The organism is Moorella humiferrea, from assembly GCF_039233145.1.
GTDB lineage: Bacteria > Bacillota > DSM-521 > Neomoorellales > Neomoorellaceae > Neomoorella > Neomoorella humiferrea.
The window spans coordinates 478,386-490,898 of sequence record NZ_CP136419.1; the positions used below are offsets into that span (position 1 = coordinate 478,386).

13 protein-coding genes are annotated in these 12,513 nt (G+C 53.2%); 9 read left to right on the forward strand and 4 right to left on the reverse strand.

Translation table 11 applies throughout. The annotated features are described in order from the left end of the window. The first annotated feature begins 9 nt into the window (after positions 1 to 9). On the forward strand, positions 10 to 1,485 hold the full coding sequence (locus MHFGQ_RS02365; protein WP_106004561.1) for a long-chain-fatty-acid--CoA ligase: 1,476 nt from the start codon (positions 10 to 12) through the stop codon (positions 1,483 to 1,485). A 67-nt stretch (positions 1,486 to 1,552) separates the two neighbouring features. Then, positions 1,553 to 2,134, forward strand: coding sequence for an HD-GYP domain-containing protein (locus MHFGQ_RS02370; protein ID WP_170066151.1), 582 nt, complete (start codon positions 1,553 to 1,555; stop codon positions 2,132 to 2,134). A 55-nt stretch (positions 2,135 to 2,189) separates the two neighbouring features. On the opposite strand, the gene MHFGQ_RS02375 is transcribed toward MHFGQ_RS02370, so the two are convergent. Then, positions 2,190 to 2,645: a hypothetical protein gene (locus MHFGQ_RS02375; protein ID WP_106004559.1), complete on the reverse strand. Its 456-nt coding sequence runs from the start codon at positions 2,643 to 2,645 to the stop codon at positions 2,190 to 2,192. A gap of 15 nt (positions 2,646 to 2,660) precedes the next feature. Then, a complete protein-coding gene (locus MHFGQ_RS02380) occupies positions 2,661 to 3,371 on the reverse strand; it encodes a nitrite reductase (protein ID WP_106004558.1) in 711 nt (236 codons plus the stop codon). 117 nt (positions 3,372 to 3,488) lie between these two features. Here MHFGQ_RS02380 and MHFGQ_RS02385 point away from each other — a divergent pair, with 117 nt between their 5' ends. Next, complete coding sequence (locus tag MHFGQ_RS02385) at positions 3,489 to 3,644, forward strand: hypothetical protein (protein WP_170066150.1); 156 nt, start codon at positions 3,489 to 3,491, stop codon at positions 3,642 to 3,644. A gap of 32 nt (positions 3,645 to 3,676) precedes the next feature. After that, entirely contained in the window at positions 3,677 to 4,780 is a 1,104-nt protein-coding gene (gene queG, locus MHFGQ_RS02390) for a tRNA epoxyqueuosine(34) reductase QueG (protein ID WP_106004557.1), read from the forward strand. Between the two features lie 48 nt (positions 4,781 to 4,828). On the opposite strand, the gene MHFGQ_RS02395 is transcribed toward queG, so the two are convergent. Together MHFGQ_RS02395 and MHFGQ_RS02400 are read right to left on the reverse strand one after the other, a co-directional pair. Continuing rightward, positions 4,829 to 5,563 carry a glucose-6-phosphate isomerase family protein gene (locus MHFGQ_RS02395; protein WP_106004636.1) on the reverse strand — a complete coding sequence of 245 codons (735 nt, stop codon included), beginning with the start codon at positions 5,561 to 5,563 and terminating at the stop codon, positions 4,829 to 4,831. An 86-nt stretch (positions 5,564 to 5,649) separates the two neighbouring features. Continuing rightward, positions 5,650 to 6,024: a hypothetical protein gene (locus MHFGQ_RS02400; protein WP_106004635.1), complete on the reverse strand. Its 375-nt coding sequence runs from the start codon at positions 6,022 to 6,024 to the stop codon at positions 5,650 to 5,652. 171 nt (positions 6,025 to 6,195) lie between these two features. Here MHFGQ_RS02400 and MHFGQ_RS02405 point away from each other — a divergent pair, with 171 nt between their 5' ends. The 5 genes from MHFGQ_RS02405 (at position 6,196) to MHFGQ_RS02425 (ending at position 12,511) form a co-directional block, all read left to right on the forward strand. Then, entirely contained in the window at positions 6,196 to 8,088 is a 1,893-nt protein-coding gene (locus MHFGQ_RS02405) for a PrkA family serine protein kinase (protein WP_106004556.1), read from the forward strand. A 36-nt stretch (positions 8,089 to 8,124) separates the two neighbouring features. Next, positions 8,125 to 9,270, forward strand: coding sequence for a sporulation protein YhbH (gene yhbH / locus MHFGQ_RS02410; protein ID WP_106004555.1), 1,146 nt, complete (start codon positions 8,125 to 8,127; stop codon positions 9,268 to 9,270). After that, on the forward strand, positions 9,254 to 10,651 hold the full coding sequence (locus MHFGQ_RS02415; RefSeq protein ID WP_106004554.1) for a SpoVR family protein: 1,398 nt from the start codon (positions 9,254 to 9,256) through the stop codon (positions 10,649 to 10,651). Before yhbH ends, MHFGQ_RS02415 begins: the two co-directional genes overlap by 17 nt. Positions 10,652 to 10,768: 117 nt before the next feature. Next, positions 10,769 to 12,067, forward strand: a complete 1,299-nt coding sequence (locus tag MHFGQ_RS02420; RefSeq protein ID WP_106004634.1) for a phenylacetate--CoA ligase — start codon at positions 10,769 to 10,771, stop codon at positions 12,065 to 12,067. Between the two features lie 12 nt (positions 12,068 to 12,079). Continuing rightward, positions 12,080 to 12,511, forward strand: coding sequence for an ACT domain-containing protein (locus MHFGQ_RS02425; RefSeq protein WP_106004553.1), 432 nt, complete (start codon positions 12,080 to 12,082; stop codon positions 12,509 to 12,511). Positions 12,512 to 12,513: the final 2 nt, after the last annotated feature.

The window sequence follows — 12,513 nt, forward strand, 5'->3', positions numbered from 1 at the left end:
TTATATCTAATGTTACTCTGGCAGTTACCGCAGAAGCATCGGGAGGCGGATGCCCGGCCGGCTCTGGTTTTCCAGGATAAGAGGATATCTTACCCTGAGCTGGTTGCCTGGATAAAAGCATATGCAGGGCTGTTACAGCAAATGGGCGTCACCCCTGGGGAGAGGGTGGCTATATGTTCACCTAACTGTCCGGAATTTATTTACAGTTACCTGGGGGCCATCCAGGCCGGGGCCATCGCCGTGCCTTTGAACCTGATGCTTACCCGGGAAGAAATCGCCTTTATAATCAAAGACTCCGGTTGCAGCACCCTGGTGATCCACAAGGCGATTTTGGAGCGAATAGGCCTTTCGCCGCAGCAGGCCTCCAGTTTAGGTCTCAAACATCTGGTGGTCCTTGACGAAAATACGGCGGCAAAGGCCCAAGCCGCACCACCGCCGGAGCCGATTGCCGCCTCGGAGGATGACATCTGCGTTTTCCTCTATACGTCCGGCACTACCGGGCGGCCGAAGGGGGCCATGTTGAGCCACAGGAATTTTATGGCCGACATTGAAGCCATGGATGCCGTTTCCCACCTCGGACCGGATAACAATTTCCTCTGTGTCTTACCTATGTTCCACAGCTTTGCCTGGACAACCTGTGTCCTTCTTCCCCTCTACCTTGGCAGTACCATTACCATAAAAGAGAGTTTTCAACCTAAAGACACTTTACGGACCCTGACCGAAGAGAACATTACTATTTTCTGCGGCGTTCCCTCCATGTATGCCGTTTTCCTGCGCCTCGGTGAAAAGGGTCAATTTAAGAGTTTGCGGTTCGCCATTTCCGGCGGTGCCCCCCTGGCGGCGGAGGTACACCGTGGTTTTGAGGAGAAATTTTCTTTTCCCCTGGTGGAAGGTTATGGCCTTTCCGAGGCGGCTCCGGTAGTCTGTCTGAATCCCCTTTACGGTGTTCGCAAGCCCGGTTCTATCGGCCTGCCCCTGCCGGGAATAGAAGTGAAAGTTGTCGACGAAAACGATCGTGAACTCCCTGTGAATGAGGTAGGGGAGCTTGTCGTGCGCGGGCCGAACGTTATGTCCGGGTATTACAACCGGCCGGAGGAAACGGCCGAAGCATTAAAGGGCGGCTGGCTTCACACCGGCGATCTGGCCCGGCGGGACGAGGACGGCTATTTTTACATTGTCGACCGCAAAAAAGACATGATCATCCTGGGAGGCTTTAACGTTTATCCCCGGGAAGTGGAGGAAGTTCTCCTGACCCATCCGGCCGTTCAGGAAGCGGCAGTGGTAGGTGTCGGCGATCCCCTGAAGGGCGAAACGGTGAAGGCGTATATTGTTTTGAAGGAAGGAGCCACCGCTGATAAACGGGATTTGCAGGAATTTTTAAAGGAGCACCTGGCCCTTTATAAGATCCCCCGCCTTTTCGAATTTGTACCCGAGCTCCCTAAGAGCCCTACGGGGAAAGTGTTGAAAAAGCTCCTTAAAGGGTAAAGGATTTCCTTGAGTGCTGTCTAAAAATAGTTTAAAATGGTGAAAGGCGGGAAGAGGAGTGGTCCCGGTGTCGCTGGCACCAGAGGTGGCGGTGCTGTTGGAGCGCCTGCGTAAGCACAGCATGACTACTTACCAGCATTCCTGCAATGTCGGTAATTTAGCCGGCGTTCTGGCGGAGGGACTGGGTTTACATCAGGAAGAGGTAAACATCATAACTTTAGGGGGCCTTTTGCACGATATAGGAAAGGTGCGGGTGCGCGCCGCCATCCTGCACAAGGCGGCCCGGTTAAGCGATCATGAATGGGAAGTAATGCGCCGGCACCCGGAATTTGGGGTGGAGATCCTGTCCGCCCAGGAGGGTTTTGAGGTCCTTGAGCCTTTGGTGGCCTACCACCATGAACGCTGGGACGGCAAGGGTTATTACGGCCTGCAGGGCAGCGATATTCCCCTGGGGGCGCGGATTATCTCCCTGGCCGACGCCTTTGATGCCATGACTTCTTCCCGGGCTTATCAGTATTCTAAAAATTTGCTGGATGGGATTAATGAACTGGTAGACGGCTCGGGCAAACAATTCGATCCTCGGTTGGTGCAGCTCTTTTTTGATATCATGCCGGCCATTTTAAAAAGGAACAGCCGCCGGGCCGGATGAAAAAGGGCGAGGGAAAAATACAAGCCACCGGGTAATGCTTCCGGTGGCTTTAATTTTAGCTTTCCTGTTTTTTCTTTTTACGCTCCTGGTAGGTCGCCAGAAGGCTGCCGCCGATAGCGGGGTTATGGCGGGCGACCTGCATCAGGTAGGCGGAAACGCTGCCCTCGTAGTCGAAGTTTTCGCCCAGCAGAGCCAGCTCCAGGGCCCGCCGGGTGACGTTGATTACGCATTCCTCTTCATGGTTGTCGCGACAGTCCTGGCACTCAAGTAATACTTCTACCAGGGCGGCAATTAAATCCTGCTGGTAGTATACCCGCAAGTCGTCCTGGGGGATGAGTTCATTCCCCCGAGGAATGCGAACGGTATTTTTCTGTCGGGCGTAGGCCAGGGCTGTTTGGGCAAAACCGATTAAGCAGTGAGCTTTATTGCAGGTGCCGCATTCGGCTACCGTTTTGCAACAGCGGTCAACGGCTCCCTGGATTTTATCCAGATCAACATTGCGGGCGCTCATTTTTTTACCTCCAATCTAAAAGCCGGCAAATTTGAGAAAGTCATCTTCTTCCGGCGGTCGGTAGCGTTGCAGAAAATCTTCAGGCGGCAGAAAGGCTTCCAGCCCGGTGCGGGCGATGGTGTTGCAGATGCGTTCCCGCGGTTGGGCCAGGGCCGCGTAACGATCTAGGATGAAGTCTAGGAGGCTGATGACCCCCTCTCCGTTAATGCCTGTAGCGATTTGTCGGGCATGGATGGGTTTGCGGCTACCGCCCCGGCCGCCCAGATAGACGTTATAGGTGTCACTGCCGGTGGCAATGATGCCGTAATCGGCGCAGAGGGGGTCGGTACAGCCGCGGTGACAGCCGGCTAGCGATATTTTAAAATCGCAGGGGGTGGGCCGATTCATGAACTGCTCCTGGATTTTGCTACCAAGGCTGAAAACATCGCTTAGAGAGCGCTGGCAGAGGTCTTCATTGCCGGCGCAGGCCTTGACGTTTCTTACTATTTCTCCAAATACCCCGATTTTTAAATCCAGGGCGGCAATTCCCTTCCGCAGGTCGTCGAGCCTTTCTTCCGGGATGACAAAGATGAGGGTTTGACGCGTCGTCAATTTTAAGTACCGGCAGTCGACGTTTCGCGCCAGTTCCGCTAGGCCGACCAGCTGCTCCGGCGTAAGAACGCCGCATTTGGCAACGATGCCCACACCCAGAAAACCTGAGCGCTGCTTAAAAATAGCGTCACCCATTTTATCACCTCCAGTAGTGATTACTATTATTTCTTCATGGTTGGTAAAATTCCTGCTTATAAGGTAAACTCTGGCGAGCCATACTAAGGGGGAATATGTGAGGAGGGATTGGAAATCATGGGTGCTGAAAATGCTCCTTTGAGCTACCGCTGCAGCCGCTGCGGCAATACCTTTAAGGTGAATCCCGGCGGCGCCAATATTTGTCCCATCTGTGGGTTCAACTGCGGCCCTGATAAGTGCCGCCAGGTAGAAGCATCTGATGAGGGCTATTAATCCATAATGAAGGGGGAGAGGGAAACCGGCTTATGCGGGAAAAGGAGCTTAAGGAATGGGCGCTAGAGCGGGGTCTGGTCCTGGGTATAGCGCCTGCCCTTCCCTTCCAAAGGGGTTTGGCCGCTTTAAAATGGCGGGAGGAGAGGGGGATTATAACTCCCTTTGCCTGCGGCAGCCTAGAAGAACGCTGCCATCCGCGCCTTTTATACCCTATGGTCCGTTCTTTAATAGTGGTGGCTAAACCCCATCCCGACCCCGCTACCGTTTCCCTGCCGGCGAAGGAATTTATCGCCCGCTACGCCCTGGGAACCGATTACCACGATGAACTTCAAAACAGCCTTCAGGAACTGGCCCAATATTTACGGCAGAATGGAGCGGAGTTCACGGCCGTTCAGGTGGACAGCGGCCCCCTGCTGGAAAGGGAGGCGGCCTATCTGGCCGGTCTGGGGTATTACGGTGCCAACTGCAACTTGATTATCCCGGGTATGGGTTCGGCGGTATCCCTGGGGATTTTGTTAACCGATCTGGAGCTGGAACCGGGCGTACCCGCGGAACCTGTTACCTGCGCGGAGTGCGGCCGTTGCCTAAAGGCCTGTCCCACGAAAGCTCTGGTAGCACCCGGGCGCCTGGACCCGGCGCGCTGCCTTTCCTATCTTACCCAGGCCCGGGGTGTCGTGCCATCTGATTTGCGTCCTTTTTTTAAACGCTATCTTTGGGGATGCGACGTCTGCCAGGAAGTCTGCCCGGCCGCCGGGCGGGAGCCGGCTCAATTATGGGAGCAGGGGGCGGAGGGCAATAGCCCTGAAGGAAGCTACCGCTTTACGGAGCTGGCGGCCATTTTGGCTATGGATAATAAGCAGTTTACTAAAGTATTCGGCACCACGCCCCTGGCCTGGCGGGGGAAAACGGTAATCCAGCGCAACGCCGTACTCCTTTTGGGAAACTGGGGCGATCTTTTTGCCCTTCCCCTTCTTGAACAGGCCCTGCGCTCGCCGTCCCCCATAGTGCGGGGGCATGCCGCCTGGGCCCTGGGTCGTCTGGGGCCGTCCGCCCGCTCGCTCCTTAATAAAGCCCGCCTTGAAGAAAAGGATGTGTTGGTGCGACGCGAGATTGATGAAGCCCTGGAAGCAATATAAAAACCCCGGCCGTCAATATAAAAACCGGGGTTTTCCTTTATTTAACCGTTATTTTAGAATTTTAAAGGCATCCGGCTCGGCTATAAAGGCTTCGTACAGGGATTTATTTTTTACGGCGGCGACAGGCTGGTTGAGGTTGGGCGCGGCGACCATTTTTAGCGCGACGGAGTTCTGGTAGCGGGTGTTTTTGACGAAGTCGCCTTTTCCGTCCTCGCCCTCCAGATAGTAGTAGGCGGCGCCGCGTTTATCTCGGAAGGGTCCGTAAATGGAAGAAAAGTTGCTTTCAACGAGGTTAGCCATGACCAGGGGGCGGCTGCCGGGGTTAATGGTCACGTGGCCATAAGAAGGGGGGATGAATACTTTGTCTCCCTTTTGGGCTTCCACGGCTATGATTTCTTCCACTTCGCCGCTGCGGTTGTTTTTCTGCAACAGGTAAATGGCTTCCCCATCCAGGACTTCGTAGTATTCAGGGTATGTTTCTGTCGAATGGGGCTTTAACGGGTGAAAGTGCCCGACGGTTTTTATATACTCTTTGCCTATGGTTCCCGGAAGGATCACGGTAATGTCATAGCGGATGTCATGCTGCGCATATAAATCTTTATCCTTATCCAGGCAGACGCCGCGGTACATATAATACAGGGGTCGATCGCTGGGCGGTACATCGGCATAAAGTACCGGTAAGGCGTCGGCAAGACGCCGTATATCCGGTTCTGGAGCTATCACCCCGTCGGTGAAAGTTAAAAGGCCACTGGGTTCCAGGGTAAAATGCTTGCCTAAAATCATGGAGGTTGACCTCCCCGGAATATTTTTCTTTACCATCTTTACCATTATACCCTAAAGGTACTGAAAAACAACCCTCCTGCAGGCCGCTATCTCTGCTTTTGTCCGTACATCTCCCGGAAAATACGGGTCATAACCCTTTTTTCTTCTTCGTCGAAGAGACGGGTTACGGAAAATTCGACCACCGTCGTCATGGTGCCATCGGGAAGTTCGTAGATTTCCGACTTGACGATATGGCCGTACCCCAGGACTTCTTCGCTTTTGGTAACAATCAGGGCTTCCAAGCCTACCGGGTGGGCCAATTTATGACCCTGGCGGAAGTATCCCAGGATAATATTGCCGCTGGTTCTTTTCCACAGGAGCAGGTTTTCTCCGTCGCCCTTTTGCTCGTTGGGTTTTTCCGGCAGTTCATCTACTGGTAAACGGATAAGCCAGGTAAACTCGTATTTGTAGCCCAAACCCATCACCTCGGCGATATTTTTTGCCAATCCCTATATAATCATTCGGCTTCCCATCTTATTTTTCCTGCTTCTGTCAGCAGTCTTCTTTTTCCGGTGCATGATTCATATTTATATAATACTCCTGTCTCATCGCGGCTGCCATTTACCTTTCAGGCAGAAAGGAGGAGGGTTTGGGTGAAAATTTTAGAGCGTTTGGAAGAATACCGCCAGGAAACCAAAAGGCTTTACTGGGAAGGGACCTTTGCCGATTACCTGGCTATGGTGGTTAAAAATCCTCGTCTGGCGCGGCTGGCCCATGCCCGGATTTATGATATGATTGCTGCCGCCGGGGTAGAAGAAGTGGATGGCGTCAAGCGCTATCGTTTCTTCAGCGACGAGATCTTCGGGCTAGATCGGACTTTGGAAAAGCTGGTGGAAGAATATTTCCATTCGGCGGCCTGCCGTCTGGATGTGCGCAAGCGCATCCTCCTTCTCATGGGCCCGGTCAGCGGCGGCAAATCCACCATTGTCACCATGTTAAAGCGCGGGCTGGAGAAATACAGCCAGACGGAAGACGGAGCCCTTTACGCCATTAAAGGTTGCCCCATGCATGAAGAACCCCTGCACCTCATTCCCCGGGAACTGCGCCCGGAATTTCAAAAGGAGTATGGTATATATGTCGAGGGCAGCCTCTGCCCGGTGTGCCAGCTGATGGTAGAAGAAAAGTATGACGGCCGGGTGGAAGAAGTGCCCGTGGAACGGATTATCCTGTCGGAAGAAAAAAGGGTGGGCATCGGCACCTTTAGCCCTTCCGACCCCAAATCCCAGGACATCGCCGAACTCACGGGGAGTATCGATTTTTCTACCATTGCCGAATACGGTTCGGAGTCGGATCCCAGGGCTTACCGTTTCGACGGCGAACTGAATATCGCTAACCGGGGAATCATGGAATTCCAGGAGATGTTAAAGTGTGATGAAAAGTTCCTGTACAACCTGTTGAGTCTCTCCCAGGAGGGCAATTTTAAAGCCGGCCGCTTTGCCTTGATATCGGCCGACGAGGTTATTATCGCCCACACCAATGAAGCGGAATATCGAGCCTTTATCAGCAATCCCAAAAATGAAGCCCTGCAGTCGCGGATTATGGTCATCACCATTCCCTACAACCTGAGGGTGCGGGATGAGGTAAAGATCTATCAAAAATTGATCCGCCAGAGCGATATCAACGTCCACATTGCTCCCTTTGCCCTTCAGGCGGCGGCCATCTTTTCCATTCTTTCCCGCTTGAAGGAATCAAAAAAACAGGGTATGGACCTTTTGAAGAAAATGAAGCTATATGACGGAGAGGATGTAGAGGGCTTTAAACAAAAGGACGTAGTAGAGCTAATGAACGAGGTGGAAGGCGAGGGGATGAGCGGGGTCGATCCGCGGTACGTCATCAATCGCATCTCCAGCGCCCTCATAACTTCCGACACCCGCTGCATCAATGCCCTGGACATTCTGCGGGCTTTGAAGGAAGGCCTGGATCAGCATCCTTCTATTACGAAAGAAGAAAAGGAGCGCCTCATCAATTTCATCGCCCTGGCGCGCCAGGAATACGACGAGTACGCCAAGAAGGAAGTCCAGCGGGCCTTCGTCTACTCCTATGAAGAATCGGCCCGGGCCCTGTTCAACAATTACCTGGACAATGTAGAGGCCTATGTCAATAAAACCAAGGTGCGCGATCCCATAACCGATGAAGAGCTGGACCCCGATGAGAAGCTCATGCGTTCAATTGAAGAACAGATCGGCGTAACCGAAAACGCCAAAAAGGCCTTCCGAGAGGAAATTCTCATCCGTCTTTCCTCTTATGCCCGTAAGGGTAAGACCTTTGACTATAACTCCCACGAGCGCCTGCGGGAGGCCATTGAGAAGAAGCTTTTTGCCGACATGAAGGATATCATCAAGATTACCACCTCCACCAGGACGCCGGACCCGGAGCAGTTAAAGCGCATCAATGCCGTCATCGACCGCCTTATTTCCCAGCACGGCTACTGTCCTATTTGCGCCAACGAGCTGTTAAAATACACCGGCAGCCTCTTAAACCGCTAAAGAACCGGGGTGATAACCTTGGAGGAACGTTACATCATGTCGCGGGAAGATTGGTCCCTGCACCGCAAAGGATATCTGGACCAGCAGCGGCATCAGGAAAAGGTGCGGGAAGCCTTGAGACAGAACCTACCGCAAATAATTACCGAGGAAAGCATTATCATGGGCAGGGGCAAAAAGGTGGTTCGCATACCCATCAGGAGCCTGGAGGAGTACCACTTTCGGTTCAACTACAACCAGGGTCGCAACGTCGGCCAGGGCAGCGGTGGTACCCAAAAGGGAACGGTCATCGGCCGCGAGGCCCATGAAGGCGCCGGGAAAGGAGCGGGGGCGGGTGACCAGCCGGGAGTGGACTATTACGAGGCCGAAGTGACCCTGGAAGAAGTGGAAGAAATGCTTTTCCGCGAACTGGAACTTCCCAACCTCCAGGAAAAGAAAAAGCCCGTCCTGGCTTCCCCCACCTATGAATTTCGCGACGTCCGCCGCAAAGGCCTCATGGGTAATCTGGATAAGAAGCGGACACTGCTGGAGAACCTCAAACGCAATGCCATAAAAGGAAAGGCCGCCATCGGCGGCATTACCCTGGAGGACCTCCGCTTTAAAACCTGGGAGGAAAAAATCCGTTATGAAACCAGCGCCGTCGTCCTGGCCATGATGGATACTTCCGGCAGCATGGGGACCTTTGAGAAATATATCGCCCGGACTTTCTTTTTCTGGATGGTACGTTTCCTGCGCCGCAAATACCAGCAGGTGGAAATTGTTTTTATCGCCCACCACACCCAGGCCAAAGAGGTTACGGAGGAAGAGTTCTTTGCCAAGGGTGAAAGCGGGGGCACCCGGTGTTCTTCAGCCTATCAACTGGCCGAAGAGATTATCGATAGACGTTATTCTCCTGCCGATTATAATATTTATCCCTTTCATTTCAGCGATGGCGACAATCTACCCAGCGACAACGAAACCTGCCTGGAAGCAGTGCGGCGACTTTTACCAAAGGTAAATCTCCTGGGTTATGGCGAGATCGTCAACCCCTATTACCGTACCAGCACCTTGATGAATGTACTGAAGCGTATCAAAGACGAGCGTCTGGTAACAGTTGCCCTGAAAGATAAAGACGACGTCTATCAAGCCCTGCGTACCTTTTTTTCAGGTTTGAAGTGGGGGGAGCCGGGTGGAGCAAGAATTTAAAGTTCTGGAGCGGGCCATTAGAGAAATCCACGACCAGGCCAAAAAATTCGGCCTGGACTTTTTTCCCATGCGCTTTGAGCTGGTGCCCGCCGACGTCATCTACGCCTTTGGCGCCTACGGCATGCCGACCAGGTTCACACATTGGACTTTTGGCAAGCACTTCTATAAAATGAAACTCCAGTACGACTTCAATTTAAGCCGTATCTATGAGCTGGTTATTAATTCTAATCCCTGCTATGCCTTTTTACTGGAGGGCAATGATCTGATCCAGAATAAGCTGGTCATTGCCCACGTCTTTGCCCACAGCGACTTTTTTAAGAACAACATTCATTTTGTCCCTACTTCCCGCAATATGGTAGAAACCATGGCCGTCCATGCCGAAAAAATAAGGGAGTATGAGTTTAAATACGGCCGCCGCGAGGTGGAAATTTTCCTCGACGCCGCCCTGTCCATCCAGGAACATATCGAGCCGCCTTCCGTTTTCACCGGCGCCGAAGATGAACAAGAGAAGGACACGGGCCATTCCCGCCCCAAAGAAACGCCCTATGACGACCTGTGGGCCCTGGACGGCAAACCCAGGGAAAGGCCGAAAGAGCGCGGCCGCAAAATACCGCCGCGGCCGACCAAGGATATGCTAGCCTTTATTATGCGCCATAGCCCCGAACTGGAGGACTGGCAGCGGGATATTTTGGCCATGATCCGAGAAGAAATACGATATTTCTGGCCGCAAATGGAAACCAAGATCATTAATGAGGGCTGGGCTACTTACTGGCATGTGCGAATTATGCGGGAACTGGATTTAACGGAAAAGGAAACCATTGATTTTGCCCACCTCCATGCCGTCGTTACTCAGCCGGGGAAGATGCAGATTAATCCCTACTATGTAGGCAGCAAAATTTTTGAGGATATTGAAAGACGCTGGGAAAACCCCTCCCCGGAAGAAAAAAAGCAGAACATCCGGCCGGGCGGGGAGGGCAGGGCCAAAATCTTTGAAGTCCGCAGCTTTGAGAACGACGTGTCCTTCCTGCGCAATTACCTGACCAAGGAACTGGTGGAAGAATTAGATCTCTTTCTTTACCAGAAAATAGGAGCGGAATGGGTAGTCGTCGAAACGGACTGGGAGAAGGTGCGGGATGACTTGGTAAGTCGCCTCACCAACTGCGGCTTCCCTTATATTGTAGTTGAGGACGGCGACTACCAGCGCCGGGGTGAGCTCTATCTTAAGCACTGCTATGAAGGGCGAGAGCTCGACGTCTACTATCTGGAGAAGACCCTGCCCTATGTTTACCTGCTATGGGGGCGGCCGGTCCATCTGGAGACAGTCATTGACGGTAAAACAACGGTGTTCAGCTATGACGGCAAGAAAAACAGCAGGCGTTAATTCATAGGCAGGAATCCCTGTTTTAATGTGGAAATATCTTTATTATGCCCGGATGCATGGTCCCGTTTTCGGGAACATACTTTCGGGAGAAGTTTAGATTATATGGAGGAGTACGGTTTGTACTGGAACGAAAGATATGAATGTATGCCGGAAGAGGAGCTGCGGGAACTACAGCTGGAACGCCTGCAGGCGACAGTAAAAAGGGCCTTCTATAACGTCCCCTTTTACCGCAAAGCCTTTCAGGCTATAGGGTTGGAGCCGGGCGACATCAAGAGTCTGGACGATCTCCAAAAATTGCCCTTTACCACCAAACAGGATTTGCGGGACAACTATCCTTTCGGCATGTTTGCCGTGCCCATGAGCGAAGTGGTGCGCATCCACTCTTCGTCGGGCACCACCGGCAAGCCGACGGTGGTGGGTTACACCCGTCATGACATCGACGTCTGGGCCGAGCTAATGGCCCGAGCGTTGGTCTGCGGTGGGGCGACCCGCCACGACATAATCCAGAACGCGTACGGCTACGGCCTTTTTACCGGCGGTTTGGGCGTTCATTACGGCGCCGAACGCCTGGGGGCGTCCGTCATTCCCATCTCCGGCGGCAATACCAAACGCCAGGTAATGATTATGAAGGATTACGGTAGTACGGTTTTAACTTGTACTCCTTCTTATGCCCTCCATATCGCTGAAGTCATGGCGGAAATGGGCGTTACCTCGGATGAGCTGAAATTACGTTGCGGTATTTTCGGCGCCGAACCCTGGTCGGAAAACATGCGCCAGGAAATAGAGAAACGCTTGGGGATCAGCGCCGTGGACATCTACGGCCTGAGCGAGGTTATCGGTCCGGGTGTCGCCATTGAATGCCAGGCGAAAAACGGCCTTCACATATTCGGCGATCATTTTCTCGTAGAAGTCATCGATCCGGTGACGGAAAAGCCGGTACCGCCGGGCCAGCTGGGCGAGTTGGTCATCACCTCCCTCACTAAAGAAGCCCTGCCGGTCATTCGCTATCGCACCCGGGACATTACCACCTTGATACCCGGTACCTGTTCCTGCGGTCGTACTTATGTGCGGGTGGCCCGCTTTACCGGCCGCACCGACGACATGCTGATAATCCGTGGTGTTAACGTGTTCCCCTCCCAGGTGGAAAGCGTTCTTCTGGAAATGGGCGGGACAGAACCCCACTACCTTCTGATTGTCGACCGCCACGGTTCCCTGGATACCCTGGAAGTCAAGGTGGAAGTTTCCGAATCCCTCTTTTCTGACAAAGTACGGGGCTTGGAAGAGCTGGAGAAGAAACTGGTGGACGAACTGGAGAGCACCCTGGGTATCAGTGTGAAGGTCACCCTGGTAGAGCCGAAAACCATCCAGCGCAGCGAAGGCAAGGCCGTCAGGGTAATCGATAAGCGGAAGATATGAGGGGGGAAATTTATGAAGATCAAGCAGATCTCGGTGTTTTTAGAGAACAAGTCGGGACGGCTGGCGGCGGTAACTCGGCTGCTGGCCGGGCGGGGAATCAACATCCGCGCCCTTTCCATTGCCGACACCTCCGATTTCGGCATTTTGCGCCTTATTGTCAACGATCCGGATGAAGCTTACAGGGCCCTGAAAGAGGCCGGCTTTACCGTCAGCCTTACCGAGGTGCTGGGGGTGGAGATGCCGGACAGGCCCGGGGGCTTGAGCCACATCCTTTCCCTGCTCGAAGAGGCGGACATCAACATCGAATATCTCTATGCCTTCATCGGTAGGGGCGAGAATGGTGCTATGGTCATCTTCCGGGTGGAAGAACTGGATAAAGCCATCGCCGTCCTCCAGCAGAAGGGTATAACCGTCCTGGAAGGCGAGAAGATTTATCAATTATAACT